Source organism: Sphingobacterium sp. DR205 (assembly GCF_011064245.1).
GTDB lineage: Bacteria > Bacteroidota > Bacteroidia > Sphingobacteriales > Sphingobacteriaceae > Sphingobacterium > Sphingobacterium athyrii.
The window spans coordinates 6,125,425-6,144,030 of the sequence record NZ_CP049333.1; the positions used below are offsets into that span (position 1 = coordinate 6,125,425).

Annotated in this window: 18 protein-coding genes; 11 read left to right on the plus strand and 7 right to left on the minus strand. The window is 39.1% G+C overall.

What is annotated here, in order from left to right; genetic code table 11:
• Positions 1-7: 7 nt before the first annotated feature.
• Positions 8-2,455 carry a bifunctional aspartate kinase/homoserine dehydrogenase I gene (gene thrA, locus G6053_RS26105; protein ID WP_165309070.1) on the minus strand — a complete coding sequence of 816 codons (2,448 nt, stop codon included), beginning with the start codon at positions 2,453-2,455 and terminating at the stop codon, positions 8-10.
• Between the two features lie 531 nt (positions 2,456-2,986).
• Here thrA and G6053_RS26110 point away from each other — a divergent pair.
• Together G6053_RS26110 and G6053_RS26115 are read left to right on the plus strand one after the other, a co-directional pair.
• The gene (locus G6053_RS26110; RefSeq protein ID WP_104385695.1) at positions 2,987-3,568 is read left to right on the plus strand and encodes an NlpC/P60 family protein; all 582 of its coding nucleotides are present in this window, start codon (positions 2,987-2,989) and stop codon (positions 3,566-3,568) included.
• Between the two features lie 105 nt (positions 3,569-3,673).
• Positions 3,674-4,186 (plus strand): phosphoribosyltransferase family protein, encoded by a 513-nt coding sequence (locus G6053_RS26115; RefSeq protein WP_104385696.1) that lies wholly within the window; start codon positions 3,674-3,676, stop codon positions 4,184-4,186.
• An 8-nt stretch (positions 4,187-4,194) separates the two neighbouring features.
• On the opposite strand, the gene G6053_RS26120 is transcribed toward G6053_RS26115, so the two are convergent.
• The 5 genes from G6053_RS26120 to G6053_RS26140 form a co-directional block, all read right to left on the minus strand.
• Positions 4,195-5,667 carry a LysM peptidoglycan-binding domain-containing protein gene (locus tag G6053_RS26120; RefSeq protein ID WP_165309071.1) on the minus strand — a complete coding sequence of 491 codons (1,473 nt, stop codon included), beginning with the start codon at positions 5,665-5,667 and terminating at the stop codon, positions 4,195-4,197.
• Between the two features lie 183 nt (positions 5,668-5,850).
• Complete coding sequence (gene tatA, locus G6053_RS26125; RefSeq protein WP_108636737.1) at positions 5,851-6,051, minus strand: twin-arginine translocase TatA/TatE family subunit; 201 nt, start codon at positions 6,049-6,051, stop codon at positions 5,851-5,853.
• Positions 6,052-6,144: 93 nt separating this feature from the next.
• Complete coding sequence (locus tag G6053_RS26130) at positions 6,145-7,458, minus strand: peptidoglycan DD-metalloendopeptidase family protein (protein WP_165309072.1); 1,314 nt, start codon at positions 7,456-7,458, stop codon at positions 6,145-6,147.
• A gap of 108 nt (positions 7,459-7,566) precedes the next feature.
• Complete coding sequence (locus G6053_RS26135; protein WP_108636735.1) at positions 7,567-8,370, minus strand: DUF4292 domain-containing protein; 804 nt, start codon at positions 8,368-8,370, stop codon at positions 7,567-7,569.
• Positions 8,360-10,081 carry a hypothetical protein gene (locus G6053_RS26140; protein WP_165309073.1) on the minus strand — a complete coding sequence of 574 codons (1,722 nt, stop codon included), beginning with the start codon at positions 10,079-10,081 and terminating at the stop codon, positions 8,360-8,362. Before G6053_RS26140 ends, G6053_RS26135 begins: the two co-directional genes overlap by 11 nt.
• 235 nt (positions 10,082-10,316) lie before the next feature.
• Between G6053_RS26140 and rplM the strand changes: the two genes are divergently transcribed.
• The 6 genes from rplM to G6053_RS26170 all read left to right on the plus strand — a co-directional run bounded on the left by rplM (position 10,317) and on the right by G6053_RS26170 (position 15,103).
• Complete coding sequence (gene rplM / locus G6053_RS26145) at positions 10,317-10,760, plus strand: 50S ribosomal protein L13 (RefSeq protein ID WP_077437655.1); 444 nt, start codon at positions 10,317-10,319, stop codon at positions 10,758-10,760.
• A gap of 11 nt (positions 10,761-10,771) precedes the next feature.
• Complete coding sequence (gene rpsI, locus G6053_RS26150; RefSeq protein WP_108636733.1) at positions 10,772-11,158, plus strand: 30S ribosomal protein S9; 387 nt, start codon at positions 10,772-10,774, stop codon at positions 11,156-11,158.
• A gap of 18 nt (positions 11,159-11,176) precedes the next feature.
• On the plus strand, positions 11,177-11,974 hold the full coding sequence (gene rpsB, locus G6053_RS26155; RefSeq protein ID WP_104385702.1) for a 30S ribosomal protein S2: 798 nt from the start codon (positions 11,177-11,179) through the stop codon (positions 11,972-11,974).
• A 198-nt stretch (positions 11,975-12,172) separates the two neighbouring features.
• A complete protein-coding gene (gene tsf / locus G6053_RS26160) occupies positions 12,173-13,009 on the plus strand; it encodes a translation elongation factor Ts (protein WP_108636732.1) in 837 nt (278 codons plus the stop codon).
• A 210-nt stretch (positions 13,010-13,219) separates the two neighbouring features.
• The gene (locus G6053_RS26165) at positions 13,220-14,089 is read left to right on the plus strand and encodes an SDR family oxidoreductase (RefSeq protein WP_241254844.1); all 870 of its coding nucleotides are present in this window, start codon (positions 13,220-13,222) and stop codon (positions 14,087-14,089) included.
• Between the two features lie 189 nt (positions 14,090-14,278).
• On the plus strand, positions 14,279-15,103 hold the full coding sequence (locus G6053_RS26170; RefSeq protein WP_108636731.1) for an AraC family transcriptional regulator: 825 nt from the start codon (positions 14,279-14,281) through the stop codon (positions 15,101-15,103).
• On the opposite strand, the gene G6053_RS26175 is transcribed toward G6053_RS26170, so the two are convergent.
• Complete coding sequence (locus G6053_RS26175; RefSeq protein WP_108636730.1) at positions 15,100-15,360, minus strand: hypothetical protein; 261 nt, start codon at positions 15,358-15,360, stop codon at positions 15,100-15,102. The genes G6053_RS26170 and G6053_RS26175 overlap by 4 nt on opposite strands.
• Before the next feature lie 205 nt (positions 15,361-15,565).
• On the opposite strand from G6053_RS26175, the gene G6053_RS26180 reads away from it, so the two are divergent.
• From G6053_RS26180 to G6053_RS26190, 3 genes are all read left to right on the plus strand, one after another.
• Complete coding sequence (locus G6053_RS26180; protein WP_108636729.1) at positions 15,566-15,955, plus strand: hypothetical protein; 390 nt, start codon at positions 15,566-15,568, stop codon at positions 15,953-15,955.
• Between the two features lie 148 nt (positions 15,956-16,103).
• On the plus strand, positions 16,104-16,880 hold the full coding sequence (locus G6053_RS26185; RefSeq protein ID WP_108636728.1) for an ABC transporter ATP-binding protein: 777 nt from the start codon (positions 16,104-16,106) through the stop codon (positions 16,878-16,880).
• 1 nt (position 16,881) lies between these two features.
• Positions 16,882-18,561: a hypothetical protein gene (locus G6053_RS26190; protein WP_165309074.1), complete on the plus strand. Its 1,680-nt coding sequence runs from the start codon at positions 16,882-16,884 to the stop codon at positions 18,559-18,561.
• Positions 18,562-18,606 lie beyond the last annotated feature (45 nt).

The following is an 18,606-nucleotide window of genomic DNA, read 5'->3' on the forward strand; positions in this document are numbered from 1 at the left end:
AATAGTCTTATGCTCCAACGTTAACCAAATCTGCGAACACGCCCGCCGCAGTCACTTCAGCCCCGGCCCCGGGGCCCTTGACAACCAAAGGGCGTTCTTTGTATCTTTCTGTGGTAAAGGAAATAATGTTATCACTACCCGATAACGCGTAAAAAGGGTGGTTTTCGTCTACAAATTGGATCGCTATAGAAACTTTTCCATTTTCAAGCTTTCCGATATAACGTATTACTTTCTTCTCACGGGCAGCTCTTGCTTTCATATCTTCGAAATAAGCATTCTCATTTTGTAATTCCGCATAGAAGGCGTCCACGGTATCGGCCTTTAGACAGGCCTCCGGAAGAATCGGTCCCAGATCTACATCTTCCGCTTCAACGGCATAGCCAGCGTCTCTTGCCAAAATCAACATTTTACGCATAAAGTCTATTCCCCCCAAATCATCCCTTGGATCCGGTTCGGTATAGCCCAACTCTTGCGCTTGCTTAACAACATTGAAAAAAGTAGCATCGTCTTTGAAATTGTTGAAGATGTAAGATATCGTACCTGAAAGAATGGCCTCGATCTTTAAGATACGGTCACCACTCAACATCAAGTCTTTAAGAACCCTTACGATAGGTAGCCCGGCACCGACATTGGTCTCATAGAAAAAGTCCACCCCATGTTTATGGGCAGTATCGCGAAGCGTCTTATATTGTGCATACTTTCCAGAATTCGCGATTTTATTACAGGTTACGATGGAGATATTGGATTTAAAAATATCTTCATAATACGTGGCTGGCAACTTGCTTGCTGTATTATCAATAAACACACAGTTTGGTAAGTTTAGGGCTTTCATTTTCTCAATAAATAAAGCCAGATCCGCCTCGGAACCATTTTTTTCCAGCTCAGCCGACCAATTATTTAGTTCTACACCTTCGGTATTAAATAACATCTTACGGCTATTGGAAATTCCAACCACTTTGATCTCGATATCGTTCTTATCCAGCAGAAAATCATGTTGATCCTCCAATTGTTTAAATAACGTTGCACCGATATTACCTGTACCGATATTAAATACATGCAATGTTTTTTTCAACTCCGCGAAAAAAGCATCGTGAACAGCGTTGAGCGCTTTGGCCAAATCTTCTTTACCGATGATGACGGAGATATTATATTCCGATGACCCTTGTGCTATAGCTCTTACATTGATACCATTTCGTCCAAGGGCAGCAAATAACCTTCCGGACATCCCCGGAGTCCGTTTCATATTTTCGCCAACAATGGCCAATACAGAAAGATTATCCTCTATAGCAGGAATGACCAGCTTATTTGCCTGGATTTCCAGTTCGAATTCAATTTCAATCAACTGTATTGCACGCTTCGCATCCGAGGGATTAACCGCAAAGGTGATGCTATGCTCCGAAGAAGATTGCGTGATCAATACAACATTAATCTGCTCCCTTGCCAACAGCGTAAAAAGTCGTCCGCTAAACCCAGACTTGCCGATCATTCCTGATCCACTTAAATTGATCACAGAAATATCCGAGATAGAAGAAATCCCCTTGATTGGCAACGCTGTTTTTCCGCTATCAAATTGGATTACCGTACCCGAGAAATCAGGCTCAAAAGTATTGCGGATGACAATCGGGATTTTCTTCAAAAATGCGGGTATCATGGTTGGTGGGTAGATTACCTTAGCACCAAAATAAGAAAGCTCCATTGCTTCAGTATAGGAAAGCACCGGGAGTGAAAAGGCTTTTTTCACGATCCGGGGATCAGCAGTCAGCATGCCATTAACATCAGTCCAGATTTCAATCGCTGTCGCATCAAGTATCGACCCAAAAATGGCAGCAGTATAGTCCGATCCGCCTCTTCCCAAGGTGGTGATGCGACCATTCTCATTGCTACCGATAAAACCGGTTACAAAAAGCAATTTATCACTGTGTGTGATATACATTGATTTCACGAGCTGCTCCGTCAGGGCTTCATTTAAATGGGCATTACCAAAGTCGGAATCGGTCTTTACATAATGCGAGGCATCAATAAATAGAGACTCCGGTATATACTGTTCCATTACTTTAGAAACCATATAATTCGAGCATCGCTCACCATAACTTAGAATCAGGTCCTTACTTTGATTACTTAGCTCCTTCAGTGCAAAAATTCCCTGGAGCAGATCCTCGATCTCATTGAAAAATAACTTAAGTTTGGTGAAAACTGGATTTTGGAACTTAACTGCGAGAAGCTCTTTCACGACTGCAAAATGTTTATCCTCCAAAGATTTAAGTCCATCAGAAAAGGACTTTCCTTCTGCCGCGTCCTCTGCCAACTGGGTTAGTAAATTTGTTACTCCTGACATCGCAGATAATACCACCAGTGGCTTTTCCTTAGCATCATAGGATTTATTAACAATGCTTAAGACTGCTTTGAGACTTTCTACTGTTCCGACTGAAGTTCCTCCAAATTTTAAAACTTTCATACTGATTTATACTGTTTGTTTAGTTTGATTTATGTGATAAAAAAGAAGCGCTTTCCCTTTTGAGGAAAGCGCTTCGAAATATTGTGTCTACAATTATATACAATGAAACTACTTCCTCCTAAGTTTTATCCCGGTGGTAATAATAATCGTTGTAATAATTGTGTTTGTGTTCATTGTTATTGCTTATGTGCAGTAAATATAGAACAAATATTATCACATTCCTAAAGAAAATTAATATTTTTTTTCAGATTCACAAAAACAAGTCTTAAAGAATGATATTCTAACATAAGCCGGTTGTTTTATATGAACCGATACCTCTACTTGCGTGTAGTAAAAGTTCGACAGACCGATTAAATTTCAATATGTCCAAAAAGCGTTAAGAAAGATGTTAAAATTGTTAAAATTTCGTTAAATCGCCTAAAAAAAATTTGACCTTAAACTGATATTGTATTATATTCGCAACAGTGCTGTCCAAAATAGATGACAGTATTGAATTTTAAAAAGTTAAATGTTGTACAAAAAAGCGATTTAATGAAAACAAAGAAATTTATAGCATCAATGCTATTTATCGGCTTATGTCTAGTGTCGCAGGCACAAACCAACAGAAACTCCAAACCAGAATCAGATCCTGATAATCTCGCCAAAGAATACTTCTCACAAATCATGGGAGTTGCAGTCTCAGCAACCACAAATACAAAACTTTATCAATTTGTTTACGAATGGCTAGGTACGCCATATCGGTTGGGCGGAGACTCCAAACGAGGTATTGATTGCTCTAAATTTTCTTACGAATTATACGACAAGGTGTTTAACACCTCTTTGGGCTACAACAGCCGTAATCAGTATTCGCAAGTAAAGACTGTAGAAAAGAATGAATTGAAAGCAGGAGATTTGGTATTCTTCAAAATCAGAAGCAGAAGCATCACTCATGTAGGTGTATATATTGGTGATAATAAATTTGCTCATGCTTCGTCCAGCAAGGGTGTTATGATCAGCAACTTGGACGAGCCCTATTGGAGACGCTACTATTATAATGGTGGCCGTTTGCCAGAAGATCATAAATCGCTCACTGCCGAAATATTAAAAGCAGAAAAAGATAATAAACTGAATTAAGGATTCCGTTATCGAGATACAAAAGTCCAAAGCTTTAAACGGCTTTGGACTTTTTTTATACAATTTAATATCCTATTTTTACCCTATAATCATTGAAATACTATTATGTCTTCAAAGAAAACGCTCATCTTAAATAAAGAACAAATAAAACAGAAGTCTATCCGTATTGCCTATCAGATTTTAGAAGACAATTTTGAAGACGAAACACTTGTTTTGGTTGGGATTGCCGATCGGGGTTATGTATTTGCACAACGCCTTCAGGCGATATTAAAGGATATCTCAGACAAGGAAATTCTTTTGATTAAAGTTACCATGAAGAAAACAAGCCGGTCATTGAGTGCGGGCACGGATTTACCTGTTGACATGGCAAAAGACAAAACGATCATCCTGGTGGATGATGTATTAAATAGTGGCAGAGCGCTGGCTTACGGTTTGGGTGTATTCCTGAATGTTCCATTGAAGAAGATGAGAACGGCCGTACTGATCGATAGGAGCCACCACAAGTTCCCGATCTTTAGTGACTACTATGGCACTAAATTGTCTACGATCCTAAAAGAACATGTTACGGTTACCCTCGAAGAATTTGATAACGAAGAAGATGCAGCATGGTTGGTATAACCATGTTGCTATTTCTTTGACACTTTCAGTTTCATTCCCGGCTTAATCCGGCTTCCGTTCAGATCATTATCACTTTTTAAGCGGCCAACGGATACACCATTTTTATTGGCTATCTGCGATAAGGTGTCCCCCTTTTTTACGACATAGTATGCTGTACGTGTAGAAGCACGTTGTTGGCTCTTTTTGGCCGATTTCTCAGCGTTATGCGCTAGCCTTGTACTGACATAACTATCTTCCTTCTTGATCGTTAAATTTTGTCCGGGTACAATCTGACTTCCGCGCAAATTATTCCATGATTTTATATCCTGAACAGTAACTTCAAACTTTTCAGCGATGGAAGCGAATGTTTCCCCTACTTTGACCTTGTATTTTCCACCTTTTAAAAGCTCGGCAGGCTCGCTGGTGCCAGCGCTATTCGTCGTTGTTACCGCAGCAGGAATAGGTGTATTAAGTGCAGCGTAAAGTTCTTCGGTCGCTATTTTCTTATCCAATACAGGCAATACCAATCTTAGAGGAGTTTCTTCCGTACCATTTAAAATATTCTTTTTAAAGCTCGGATTTAGCGCACGGAGTGTTTCTTTGGATACATTCATCACTTCCGCGATCTGGTTTAACGAGATCCGTTTATTGACGTCTAATGCTTGAGTTCGTAGAGAAAGCTCAGTATCAGCGGCATTTATGTTGTTTTCCTCTGCATATTTCATCGCATAAGTCATGGCGATGAATTTGGGAATATAATTTTGGGTTTGTTGAGTAAGATAGGGGGCAATATCCCAAAAGGTAGGCTTTTCTTTACCCGATCGTTGAATTGCCCTGCCCACAGCACCTTTTCCGCCATTGTAGGATGCGATTGCCAAAAGCCAGTCACCATATTGGTCATAGGCCTCTTTCAGTATCTTCGCGATCGCATAACTCGAAGCAATGGGATCCATGCGTTGGTCGGTATAACTATCAACAGTCAAGTTATAGGTCTTTGCTTCATAATACATCAGCTGCCACAGCCCTGTAGCACCGGCGCTCGAAATATCCCTGGGGTTCAACGATGATTCGACCACACTGAGGTATTTCAGTTCCCTAGGTACACCAACTTCATCCAGAATACGATCAAACATTGGAAAGTAATACTGGCCAAGTCCCATCATTCTACACATATATGGATTGTAATTATCAGAGGTGTATTTGGAGATCAGATCTTTTACCCGTGGTGAGTAATCTAAAGGTATTTCCCGCTCTATTGCTTTGAGTTTGCGAACAAGTTGTATTTCTTCATCGGTAATGGTAGCATCATCATTTCGACTATTCCCTGAAGATTTAACACTGTCTAAGTATTGATAAATCTCCTGTTTTTCTTTTTCAATCCTTCCTTGGATGATTTGATGCGTGGCTTCTCTCATGCCTTCCACAGCGCCTTCTTGAGCCATGAGCGGTAGCACATAGCACACCCCTCCTAGTATTGAAATTAACGTCTGTTTTCCGATCATAAATTTACTGTTAAATCCAGGTTCGATTTTTTCTCTTAAAAAATCAACAATAATCTAAACGTTTAGAAATGGATTTTAGTATAAAAATGGTTCTGGACTATTCAGCTATAGGTCCAGGATAAAACAAAATACGATTTTGTTCAACACAAAATCGTATCTATATTACTAGGGACGTGATCTCCCTTATTTGGTATTATCTTCTACTTCGGATTTTTTTTCAGGGGAAGACTCATCTTTTTGGCCTTCTTTGAATTCCTTCACGCCCTTACCCAATCCGCGCATCAATTCAGGAATCTTCTTGCCACCAAATAATAGTAACAATATTACTACAATGATAATTAACTCCTGCCCCCCGATTCCCATGATTAATAATGATGTTGACATAACTATAATTTCTTGTTTTTCAATTCTTTTAAACTAAATCTTTTCTCTCTCCTTACAAATGTAATGATAATTATTAAATATAGTAATTATTTCTTATCTAGCCAACCAGGACATCGGGTTCAGCGGGGTTGACCCCTGATAAACAGAAAAGTCTACCATTGGTACGCCCGTATCTGAATCCACATCCGCCGTACCTATTGTTTGACCTGTACTTACCTTTTGCCCTTTGGAAACACTTACACTACCTAAATTATTATATACTGTAAAGTACTCCCCGTGTTTGATCATCACAATACGTTGTCCATACATCGTCAACACACTACTTACCTCACCTGCAAAAACAGCTTTGACAGCAGCGCCAGTGGATGTTTGAATTTTCACGGATTCGTGATCCCAGTTTACATTTCTACCAACACTTTCTCCACCAAAGCCCTGCATGACCTTCGCATTGGAAACTGGCCAAGGCAAGCTGCCACGGTTAGATCTAAAATCGTTGGAAAGCCTGATCGCCTCTGGTGTGCTACGCAAGACCTCAGAATCTGATTTACGCGCGGTATTGCCACTCTTTGTATTAGCATTGTTTTTACCTTTCGACGCACTTGCTGATTCATTGGCTTTCCGATTACGCGCAGCGGCAGCCTCAGCGGCACGACGGGCAGCTTCTGCACGCCTTCTTTCAGCTTCAATTTCCCTTCTTATGATTTCTTTGATCGCTGCATTGATACGACGCTCCTCTTTTTGCTTTTGCGTAATATCTTTCTTCACACCACGTTCCGTAACAATAAGTTCACTCAGTTGCCCAGAGTAAACAGAGCGCTGTTGAGCGATGGTTCGCTTCTCATTTTCTTGCTCCTTCATTAGTGCCACCTGTTTATTTCGGTCAGCCTTCAACTGCGCAATTTTTTGCTCGATCTGTTTCTTTGTATTCTCAATATCAGCGGCCTTCAATTTTCGGGAATCATTAAATTGCTGCAAATATTTTACACGTCTAAATCCTTGGTTAAAATCTTTGGAAGCAAAAATAAACATCAACTTATTGTAGGCATTACGGTTACGGAAAGCGAACATGACCATTTTTTCATAATCACGTTTCATTTTTTCCAGTTCAGCTTTCAATTTGTTAACTGCAGCTGTATTGGCATTGATGTGTTTATTGATTACTGCTACTTCAGAAGTAATTGTATTTATCTTTTGTTCACGTAAGTTGATTTGCTTACTCAACGCTGTCACCTGTTGTTGTGTCAACGATTTTTCCTTGGCAATTTCTTTAACAGTTTTCTGCAATTCAGCAATTTCACGATTGAGTTTCTCCCGTTGCTTTTCCAGCTCAGCCCTTGTCTGAGCCGCAGAAATACCAATCATCAAAATGAATGCTACTATACCAAATATCGTTTTCTTAAAGTTCATTTACAGTACTATTTATTTCGTATTTGCCCCTTTCCCAACTCCATTATATTCATCTACACTAGCAAACTAAATGCGAAAGTAATAAATCTAACGGAAATAGATCACTTCTTATCGGATTACTTTATATCGCGATGACACTGAAAAAGGCATTTCAACAGGTTCATTAAACGTAACTTTGTTAAAATTAATTTCTGTTTTTATCTCCTGACGTCCATCGGAGATAATCACTTTTAACAGCATCGGAAATTCCTGTCCGGAAGCCATTGCATATTCACCATAGTTTGCTTCGAGCAACTGTTTCTTCGACAACTGTGACAACCGGAACTGGTAAGGCCGATTGTTATTGTTCAATTGATATAGAAAATCAAGCTCATTCAATTTTCCGTCCAATTGTACAGAATTCGGATCCTGCTGAAAGTTCACTGCATCAATATCCGACAAGAGGTTAACAGACAGATTAGCCAATAATAAATCCTGTAGATTAGCAAAAGTAAGATCCGGACTGGCAAAACGGTATAGGTAATCAAATGGTTTGACCATATATTCGCTCTGAAACTTATTCAGGATCTGCACACTATCTGGTGTTATTAACACACGAGCGACTTCGATCCCGAGGGTTGCCGATATCGAAATCCAGATTTTCTTATCTTTTTCAATCCGGATATTAGAGGTGACATCGAAGTTATCCTTACCAAGGTCAAGCCGCATTTTTGCTTTTCCTGAAAAGGTCGAGTAATTTAAATTGGTCAAAAAGAGATTACGCAAAGTCGTTTTCTTTGCCTCCCGTGTATCGTCTTTGATGACCAGTTCATTCTCTGATTTGAGATCCGCTCCTTTCAGCAGTTTCTTTTTTGAGCTACAGGAAGAAAGCAGAAGTACCAGAATACCTACCCAAACAATTTTATTCCACATAACTTTTAGTCTCAATCTTCTTTTTTAGTTTCTGTTTACTTTCTTCAGAATCCATTCCTTTTTCCAATGCCAGACTCCACTGCTTTACCGCTTCTGTCGTCTTACCGAGCTTAACCAAAATATCTCCATAATGTTCCAGTAACACTGCAGTCTGCGGATTTGTATTTTTTAGCGCCTTTTGAATCCAGACTAACGCATCCTCATATTTACCGTCGGCAAACAAGACCCAGGCATAAGTATCCTCAAATGTACCGTTATTAGGCTGCATTGCTGTAGCCATAGCAGCGTACTTTGTCGCTTCATCAAGTCGTTCTTTTCTTAACGATAAATAGTACGCTAAATTGTTCATGGCCGTCACATTTGTGCTATCCAGTCGAATCGCTTCCATATAAGCGGCATCCGATTCTTTATACATCTTCAATGTATTGTAGATATCGCCCAGCCCACCGTAGATATTGGCTTGTAAAAAAGGAGTTTCATCCTGGGCATTATTTAATGCAGCCTCCATAAACTTGCGACTATTCTCTGTATCCTTCTTCATCAGATAAGCCATGCTGGTGAAATAGAGTATGGTCGGATTATTGGCCACATAATGCAGGGCTTCACCACCATGGGCAATGGCTTGATCAAACTCGCCCTTATCCATATCCAGGCTCATTAACATCCGCCAAGCATCGATCTGGTAAGGATTCATAGTTACGGCAACGGCCAAGGAACTTTGCGCCGCCGTTTTATCTTCGTTGAGCCACAATACCTGTCCTTTGGCCATGTGACTTTCCGCAATTCGCGGATGGACCTCAACTAAGCTATTAGCCAACTCCAAAAGCTGCGCATTTGTGTAGGGGCTTTTTGGCCCCAACAAAGTCATGATGATTCTATTTTTATCACCAAAATCAATCTTTTTAGATTGAAAGCCTTTTTTTAAGGCATCGAACGATAATTTGATCTTTTTATCAAAGCGGTACAGATCTGCTAAATCAAAATAAAGAAAATCTTCCTGTGAAGTTTGAATTCCTTTATTGATATACTCTAGGGCAAGTTTTGAGTTTTTGGAAAGATTATAAGCCTGCGCCAATTGCCCATATACTTGGGCCAATTTGGTTCCATTGTCAGCCCAGGGTTTCAAAAGGTCGATTACCGCCTTGTGATTACCGGCATCGTTCAACAGCACACTACCTACCATATCCAATGTATCGGAAGCAGATTCAATTTCCTTTGTTTTATAAAAATACTTCAACGCGACGTCTTTATGTCCTCCGTTAAAAAGTAGCATAATTCGTTCACGCTTTAATGAAGCCGTATTATTATCATCTAAATCAATCAATTTATCCAAATAGATCAATGCACTATCTGCATCATTTTTGCTTTTGAATGCATCTACGGCGAAGCTGAGGTACTCGGGTTTCGGTTCAATTTCCAACGCGGCTTTTATTGCATCAATCGCGCCGTCCTGATTTCTCATTTGGGCAAAAAGGATCGCTTTTGTAAAATAGATATCATCTGCTTTGGGATAATCTGCGAGTATAGCATCCAATGAATCCACGCCTGGACCAATTTTCCCTTGCTTTAATATCTCTTGTACATTTTTGAGTCGTGCATCATAAGGTCTACTTTTTTTCTCCAATGATTGCCCCTGCAAAGCGCTGACAGTACCAAAGAGAAATCCAACAAAACTTAAAATAACACGTTTATTTAAAAAAGTCAATCTCATCTACTTCCACTAAATAATTAAAAATTCTTCCTGCAATATACTAACTAATGTAACAATATTCATTCGCGTAAGTTGTAAAAATATTGAGATTAGCCCAGTCCGCAAGAAACTTGGCTCGTTTTCAATAAAATAAGTGAAATAGATTTTAAAATATAGAATAATAGATGTACCTTTGCAGACCCTTGTGATAAGGGGAAGATAAATAAAATTTTACAAATTATTTAAACAAAAGCAAGTGAATACGTTAAGTTACAAAACTGTCTCTGCCAACAAGAACACCGTTAACAAAGAGTGGATCGTTGTTGACGCTGAAGGAGAGATTTTGGGGCGTTTGGCGAGCAACATCGCGAAGGTAATTCGTGGTAAGCACAAGCCTACATTCACCCCACACGTAGACTGTGGAGATAACGTTATTGTTATCAATGCAGACAAAATTAGATTGACAGGAAACAAATTAGGCGACAAAGTTTACGTACGCTACACTGGATATCCAGGTGGTCAACGTTTCGTTTCTCCTAAAGAGTTAATGGCTAAATTCCCTGAACGCATCATTGAGAAAGCTGTTCGTGGTATGCTTCCTAAAAACCGTTTAGGTCGTCAATTGTTTAAGAACCTTTACGTTTATGCTGGTACTGAGCACAAGCATGAAGCACAAAATCCAAAACCAGTTAAATTTTAAGGAGAATCGACATGTCAACAACTAACACTTCAGGAAGAAGAAAAACTGCTGTTGCCCGCATTTACTTAACTGCTGGTAGCGGAAACATTGTTATAAACGGTAAAGACTACAAAGAGTATTTCCCAACATTACCTTTGCAATACATCGCTACACAATCATTAGGCGTAGCGGGTGAATTAGCAAACTTTGATGTAAAAGTAAACGTTAACGGAGGTGGTGTTAAAGGTCAAGCAGAAGCTGTTCGTCTAGCGATCGCAAAAGCTTTGGTTGAGCTTAACCCAGAAGTTAAACCCGCATTACGCGCTAAAGGTTTAGTAACACGTGATGACCGTATGGTTGAGCGTAAGAAACCAGGACGTCGTAAAGCTCGTAGAAGATTCCAATTCAGTAAACGTTAATCAAAGGAGGATCAAAAAATGGCAAGAACTACTTATCAAGATTTATTGGATGCAGGTGTGCACTTTGGTCACCTTACACGTAAATGGGATCCGAAAATGGCTAAGTACATTTTCATGGAGCGCAACGGTATCCACATCATTGACTTGAACAAAACTCTTACGAAATTAGAAGAAGCTGCTTCAGCTATTAAACAAATCGTAAAATCAGGTCGTAAAGTTTTATTCGTAGCAACGAAAAAACAAGCAAAAGAAATCATCGCACAGCAAGCTAAAGAGGTTAATATGCCTTTCGTTACTGAGCGTTGGTTAGGTGGTATGCTTACTAACTTCGCTACAGTTCGTAAGTCTATCAAAAAAATGTCTAACATCGACAAAATGCAAAAAGACGGTACTTATGATGTATTGTCTAAGAAAGAAAAGTTGATGATTCAACGTGAGCGTATCAAATTAGAAAACCTTTTAGGAGGTATCGCTGATTTGAACCGTTTGCCAGCTGCTTTATTCATCATTGATGTGAAAAAGGAACACATCGCTGTTTCTGAAGCAATGAAATTGAACATCCCTACTTTCGCGATGGTAGATACAAACTCTGATCCTTCAAACATTGATTTCCCAATCCCTGCGAATGATGACGCTAGTAAATCTATTAGCTTAATCGCAAGCATTATTGGTCAAGCAATCCAAGAAGGTTTGGACGAGCGCAAACGCGACAAAGAAGAAGAAGCTGAAAAAGATGCTGCTGCTGCTAAAGCAAAAGTTGACAATAGTGAAGCTTCAGAAGCTAAACGTCCTCGCAAAGCGAAAGACGGAGAATAATATTTTTATTCCAAACCGGATAGCGTAGCGTTAGTTTCTGGAAAAGATTACTTTTCTTGAACTAGCCTATCTGTCCGGTTTTTTGGTTTAACAACACTTGATGATCAAGGAATGTTAAACTTCATATTAGCTTAACATGCTTTAAGTTAATATTGTATAATATTTTCAGTAGTAAACAATAATAAAAAGAAATAAAACATGTCAGTACAAATTTCTGCATCAGATGTAAACAAATTGCGTCAACAAACTGGCGCTGGTATGATGGATTGTAAAAAAGCTTTGGTTGAGTCTAATGGTGACTTTGAAGCTGCTGTAGATTACTTGCGCAAAAAAGGTGCTAAGGTAGCTGCTAGCCGTCAGGATCGCGACTCTAACGAAGGCGTTATCATCGCTAAAGCAACTGCTGATGGTAAATCAGGTATCGTAGTTGAAGTAAACTGTGAAACTGACTTCGTAGCTAAAAACTCAGATTTCGTAGCTTTCGCAGAAAAAATCGCAGACCTAGCATTGAACAACAAACCAGCTTCTTTGGAAGAATTAAAAGGTTTGGAACTTGATGGCAAGAAAATCGCTGATGCTTTGATTGAGCAAACTGGTGTAATCGGAGAGAAAATTGACGTTTCTAAATACGAAACAATCTCTGCTGAGAAAGTAATCGCTTATATCCACGGTAACTACCGCTTAGGTGTATTAGTAGGTCTTTCTGCTGATGCAGCTGGTGCTGAAGAAGCAGGTAAAGATGTTGCAATGCAAATCGCTGCAATGAACCCTATTGCAATTGATAAAGATGGTGTTGATCAAAACACAATTGAGCGTGAAATCGCTATCGCGAAAGAACAAATCATTGCTGAAGGAAAACCAGCAGATATGGCTGAGAAAATCGCTCAAGGTAAATTGAATAAATTCTTCAAAGACACGACTTTGTTGAACCAAGAATTTGTAAAAGATTCTTCTAAAAATATCGCTCAATTCTTGGATTCAGTTTCTAAAGGATTAACAGTAACTGCTTTCAAACGCGTACAATTAGGCGCATAAGCCAGTTCCCTTTCTAGCAATAGATCGGTAAAATAAAAACAGGGATTATTCACAAAATAGTCCCTGTTTTTATATATAGAGGCTCACCCCTTACAAGCCCATCTCCTTATCAATTGCTATCAGTCTTTCGTGTTTCCCTGTCTTTCAGCTACCGCTTTTTTTTTCATTCAAATTTATGTAACTTAATCATACATAAAAATGAAATAAGATATGGGCATGCTAAAAGAAGATTCACTAAAAGGCAAACGCATTTTAATTACCGGCGGCGGTACCGGGCTAGGAAAAGCGATGACTGATTATTTCTTGGAGTTAGGTGCTTCCTGCCTGATCAGCAGCCGAAAGGATGATGTGATTCAACATACAGCAAGAGAATTGTCCGACAAACATCAAGGCAAATGCCTAGCCATAGCCGGCGATGTGCGGAATTATGAAGATGTAGAACGTGTAGTTGCTTACGGATATGAACAACTGGGCGGGATAGACATCTTAATCAACAACGCTGCCGGTAACTTTATATCCCCCACCGAACGCCTGAGTCATCGTGCTTTTGAGTCCGTCATTGGAATCGTTCTTCAGGGAAGTATAAATTATACATTGGCCCTGGGCAAACGCTGGATCGAAAATAAGGATCAAAACAAAACGGTGCTCAGTATCGTAACCACCTATGCCTGGACGGGTTCAGGATACGTTGTTCCTTCGGCTACAGCCAAGGCCGGTGTCTTAGCCATGACAAGATCTCTCGCTGTCGAATGGGGCAAAAAAGGGATACGTTTAAACGCTATTGCCCCGGGGCCGTTTCAGACTTCCGGCGCTATGGAGCGCTTGCTTCCGGGCGAGTTGGGTGAGCTTTTATCGCCGACCAAACGGATACCCCTCGGACGTCTAGGTCAATTAGACGAACTGGCAAATCTCGCCGCCTATCTGGTATCTGACTATTCGAGCTACATCAATGGCGATGTGATAACAATAGATGGTGGAGAATGGTTAAAAGGCGCAGGGGAGTTTAACGGTCTGGATATTATTCCCGAAGAACAATGGGACAACATTGAGAAAATGACGCGAAATGCAAAAAGTACCTAGTGATTTCCCTATTTCAAGAAAAATCTATTGTTTTCTGTAAAAATCAACGGATATAACGCCAAAATAACGATATTTGGCTCTTCGATTCAGCTGGATATACAGAATATATTGGCATACACTAGACAGCTAAAGAACTATCATGGCATTCTGATTCATCAACAATTATAAAATAAAAGTTACATACGTCTAATGAGTTTATCCTTCCTACCCGAAAAAATCAAACATAAACAAAAGATAAATCTGCACGAATTAGGCTTTGATTTTGCCTTAGTTTATATCTCGGAAGGTCTCTTGGTATCGAAAAATACCGGAGCTAAATTTCTTAAAGAAAATTTACTTTTTCTGAACACTGGTTCAGAAATACTTGAAAGTAAGAAAGATTCAAGTGTATTTATTTTATATTTTTCAAGTCACTACTTCAAAGATCTGCATCATATACAGCAAAATTTTTGTCTGTCCCACAATCCACAGCATATTTTCAATTCGGTAACATTACTAAATAAAAGCCTGTCCCTAAAAAAAGAAAACCGCAAGATAATCGAAAAAATCTTGTCGCTGATTTATCAACAGGCGGAATCTGAAGATGCGGCAACTTCCACATTTATCTTTCATCAAGTGATGTCGCTGTTTGCATTCATTGAAAATATATTAAAGGAACTGAACCTAACGGTCAATGAGTCCCGCGAAATGTCTGAGGAATTAGAGGCCTATATTCAACAGAACATCTATTTCCCTGACAAACTACAAATTAAAAATATAGCAGATCATTTTCAGATTTCAGCTAATTACTTTGGTGCTTTTTTTAAGAAAAGACAGCAGAAAAGCTACAAACTATACATTGATGATATCCGTATCCAACTTATTGAAGACAGGTTAGCGTCTAGCCAATACACAATGAAACAGATTGTAGATGAACTAGGCTTTAATGACGAAAGCCACCTCACCAACTTTTATAAGAAAAAAAGAAATACAACCCCAAGCGCTTACAAAAGATCGAAGAAAGGATCTAGCTAATGATCAAGCTGAATGATTCCATTGAGGTCATTGTTCAATGACCGTTGTATTGCTTCGTCTAAAACCAATATCTTCTGTCCTTGAACTGTCTGCTCTGCCTCGCTATTGGTATTTGCCGGCGTGGAATTGAACGACTCCATTTTCATGGGAAAATAAATTGGGTTCTCATCTTCCGAACGCCCGATAGTCAACAGGATATTATACCCCTGTAGACGTAAACTCTGTAATGTCTGATAATTTAAACGCTTGAAAATCATAGTGGCCAAGATTTACTGTTTTTAATTAAACATTATTGTTCTCAATTTGTTTGCTTTATCAGGATAAATTTTACGTTTTTATGGCAGTTACTTCAAAGCCATTTTCGGGGTAAAAAAAACAATGCATTTTCCTAATTATCAACATTAATTTTTAAAACTTTTTATCTTCTGGCCTGTTTTATTACTGTAGATAAATCATAAGATTATGGCTGGCACAGAACACAAAAAAACGAAGGGAAAGGTCGAATCGGATTATCCAGATTCAGATCAAAACTTAGCTTATAATGAAGAGCTGGAAAGTTATGAACTGGATGTAGATGATAATGATCCGGATTATGATCATCCGGCAGATTATGATACACTATCTGAAGGGGCAATAGACGATGATTCCAGTTATGACGATTCCAACCCTTTTGTAGGCGATGAGTATGCAGATCGCGAAGATTTGGAGGAAGAGGATCTCGAGGATGCACATATGCGTATAGATACCTTCAAACATGACCGTTTATCCCCGTTGGATAAAAAATTGGCCGAGAACGAAGAAGATTTGAGAGCGGATCTTGATGAAGAGGGATATCCAAAAAATGATAGGTAGTTTTCCGATTATAAAGTAGTTTTGAAAGGAGTCTTAGGACTCCTTTTTTTGTATATTACATTTTTGCAAAGAAATATGGGATTCAGCATTCAAATAAAGCGTGTAACTCTGTATTTTTATGTAAGTTTATATTGAAAGATTTAAATACATGGAAAGTACCTTACCGCTCATTCGTATTATTGACCTAAAAAAATCATACGGAACTAAAGAAATTTTAAAAGGAATCAATCTGGATATATTTCCGGGCCAGGTCATCGGTTATATAGGCCCCAATGGGGCAGGAAAATCCACGACAGTCAAGATCTTGACCGGCTTGATCGAAGATTTTACTGGTCAGGTCGAAATCAAAGGTATCGATATTCAAAAAGATCCTCTTTCGATAAAATCCCAGCTCGGATACGTCCCCGAAAATGCAGAGCTGTACGAAGTCCTGACTCCGATGGAATACCTTGATTTTGTCGGAAAATTATATGGTATGGAAGACGATACAATTCAAGAGCGTTCCTTAAAATTATTAAGTGCATTTGGCCTGGCCGCAAATGCTACGAGTAGAATGGATACCTTTTCTAAAGGCATGCGTCAAAAAGTGCTTTTGATATCTGGCATTATCCATAATCCACAAATTATCATCCTGGATGAGCCCCTGTCCGGACTCGATGCCAACGCGGTGATTTTTGTAAAAGAACTCATATCACTGCTGGCCAAAGAAGGTAAAACTATTTTTTACTGTTCCCATATGATGGACGTCGTTGAAAAAGTTTCCGATAGAATCCTGTTGATCAATCAGGGAAGTATCATTGCCGATGGTACTATCAATGAACTAAAGTCGGATCCCAATGAATCACTCGAACACATATTCGCAAAATTAACCAATACCGATAACGGTGCATTGGATGCATCTAACATCATTAGCGCTATTCAATAATATGGAAAAATTTATCTTACGATTTATTCTTCTGTTTAAGGGTGTCTGGGAAAGCCTGGGTGTTAACTATACGCAGTTTAAAATTATTTTAGAAACAAAAGTTACCTTAGATAATAGAAAACCGATTACATTTAAGAAACGGAATGCCGGGAAATCCTCATCGTCCACCTCCATTATACAATTTATTATGTATATGATCATTGGCTTGATGTTCATGGTTATTCTCATCCTCATTCCAGATCGTTACTTAGCACTTTCCATTATGTTACTCTGTTTTACCAGCATGCTCAGCATTACATTGGTATCAGACTTTTCACCTATACTTTTAGACACTCGGGACCAGTACATTATTATGCCCAAGCCTGTTAGCGATAGGACCGTGGCTTTATCGCGAATAACATTTATCGCCATTAAGCTTTTCAATCAGATTATTGCATTATGCCTACCAGTAGTGGTTTATGTCTCATTTAACTGGGATATTACGAGTATTTTTCTATTGATTCTACAACTTCTATTGAGTACACTGATTGCCCTGGTTTTCGTTAACGGGTTCTATATGATCAGCATCAAATATCTCCCCATCCAAAAATTTAAGGATATTATTGCCTATATACAGATCGGACTTTCATTGGTCATTTTTCTAGCCTATTATCTTGGTCCCAATCTGATTCAAACAATCGTTGAGTCACAGCTGACAATTGAACAACTTAAATTTCTATGGATATTTCCCAGTACTTGGATCGCCTCTTTTCAGTCCTTGCTTCAGGGCAACCATAGTCTACAGTCCACTATATTTTCCCTTTTGGGCTTAGTTGTTCCTTTCTTTGGTGTTTATGCTTGTACAAAATTATTTTCCAAAGGTTTTAATGCCAAAATAGCCGCTCTTGCAAGTGGTGATACACCTTTATCTGAAACCGATCAGGCAATTTCACACACCAATACAGGACGACCATGCTATAAAAAATTGGGAGCCGGCGTATGCTCATCTCCGCTCGAAGAGGCTGGATTTAGTATTGTATGGCTTATAAGTGCAAAAACAAGAGAATTTAAACAGCAGCTCTATCCATCCTTAGCTTATCTGCCCATCTATTTTATATTCCTGTTTTTACGGACCGGTGAGGGGCTGCCATTTGTAGAGAAGCTGACCAAGCTAAGAGAATCGGGCTTATATATCATTATGTTTTATCTATCGCTGCTAACCATTTTAACAGTATTTCAGCTGATCACGCAGAGCAATAAATATAAAGCAGCCTGGATTTACTATGTTGCTCCAATGAACTGTCCGGGTCAATTTATGACAGGGGTACTTAAAGCCTGCCTCATTAAATATGTACTGCCATTTAATCTCTTATTTCTCTGTATTTGTGTTCCATTATTCGGCATCGGTTCGATTAATGATTTATTGCTATCCTCAGCTGTCGGTGGGATAGAAAGTATTCTAATCATGCTCTTTCTGGTCAAAAATTATCCTTTTTCCAAAGCGAGTCAGTCCAGTTCCAAAGCGCTGGTCAATTTATTGATTTTAGGCTTGTTGGGACTTTTAGGTTATCTCCATAAAGTGATTTTTCAATATGAACTTTTGGTATGGGGTTTAGCGGCGCTTGGCTGGTTATTATTTTTTATTATGCTCAAATATCTCCAAAAAGACGATTGGAAAAGCCTCGCCTTTGATGACAATTAAGCAATTACATGAATACACAGGCTCCAATAGACAGAACCTGTGTAT

Bases quoted from the DNA above. Each gene is read 5' to 3' on its own strand.
- thrA (WP_165309070.1), bottom strand. From the start codon at position 2,455: ATGAAAGTTTTAAAATTTGGAGGAACTTCAGTCGGAACAGTAGAAAGT.
- G6053_RS26110 (WP_104385695.1), top strand. From the start codon at position 2,987: ATGAAAACAAAGAAATTTATAGCATCAATGCTATTTATCGGCTTATGT.
- G6053_RS26115 (WP_104385696.1), top strand. From the start codon at position 3,674: ATGTCTTCAAAGAAAACGCTCATCTTAAATAAAGAACAAATAAAACAG.
- G6053_RS26120 (WP_165309071.1), bottom strand. From the start codon at position 5,667: ATGATCGGAAAACAGACGTTAATTTCAATACTAGGAGGGGTGTGCTAT.
- tatA (WP_108636737.1), bottom strand. From the start codon at position 6,051: ATGTCAACATCATTATTAATCATGGGAATCGGGGGGCAGGAGTTAATT.
- G6053_RS26130 (WP_165309072.1), bottom strand. From the start codon at position 7,458: ATGAACTTTAAGAAAACGATATTTGGTATAGTAGCATTCATTTTGATG.
- G6053_RS26135 (WP_108636735.1), bottom strand. From the start codon at position 8,370: ATGTGGAATAAAATTGTTTGGGTAGGTATTCTGGTACTTCTGCTTTCT.
- G6053_RS26140 (WP_165309073.1), bottom strand. From the start codon at position 10,081: ATGAGATTGACTTTTTTAAATAAACGTGTTATTTTAAGTTTTGTTGGA.
- rpsI (WP_108636733.1), top strand. From the start codon at position 10,772: ATGTCAACAACTAACACTTCAGGAAGAAGAAAAACTGCTGTTGCCCGC.
- rpsB (WP_104385702.1), top strand. From the start codon at position 11,177: ATGGCAAGAACTACTTATCAAGATTTATTGGATGCAGGTGTGCACTTT.
- tsf (WP_108636732.1), top strand. From the start codon at position 12,173: ATGTCAGTACAAATTTCTGCATCAGATGTAAACAAATTGCGTCAACAA.
- G6053_RS26165 (WP_241254844.1), top strand. From the start codon at position 13,220: ATGGGCATGCTAAAAGAAGATTCACTAAAAGGCAAACGCATTTTAATT.
- G6053_RS26170 (WP_108636731.1), top strand. From the start codon at position 14,279: ATGAGTTTATCCTTCCTACCCGAAAAAATCAAACATAAACAAAAGATA.
- G6053_RS26175 (WP_108636730.1), bottom strand. From the start codon at position 15,360: ATGATTTTCAAGCGTTTAAATTATCAGACATTACAGAGTTTACGTCTA.
- G6053_RS26180 (WP_108636729.1), top strand. From the start codon at position 15,566: ATGGCTGGCACAGAACACAAAAAAACGAAGGGAAAGGTCGAATCGGAT.
- G6053_RS26185 (WP_108636728.1), top strand. From the start codon at position 16,104: ATGGAAAGTACCTTACCGCTCATTCGTATTATTGACCTAAAAAAATCA.
- G6053_RS26190 (WP_165309074.1), top strand. From the start codon at position 16,882: ATGGAAAAATTTATCTTACGATTTATTCTTCTGTTTAAGGGTGTCTGG.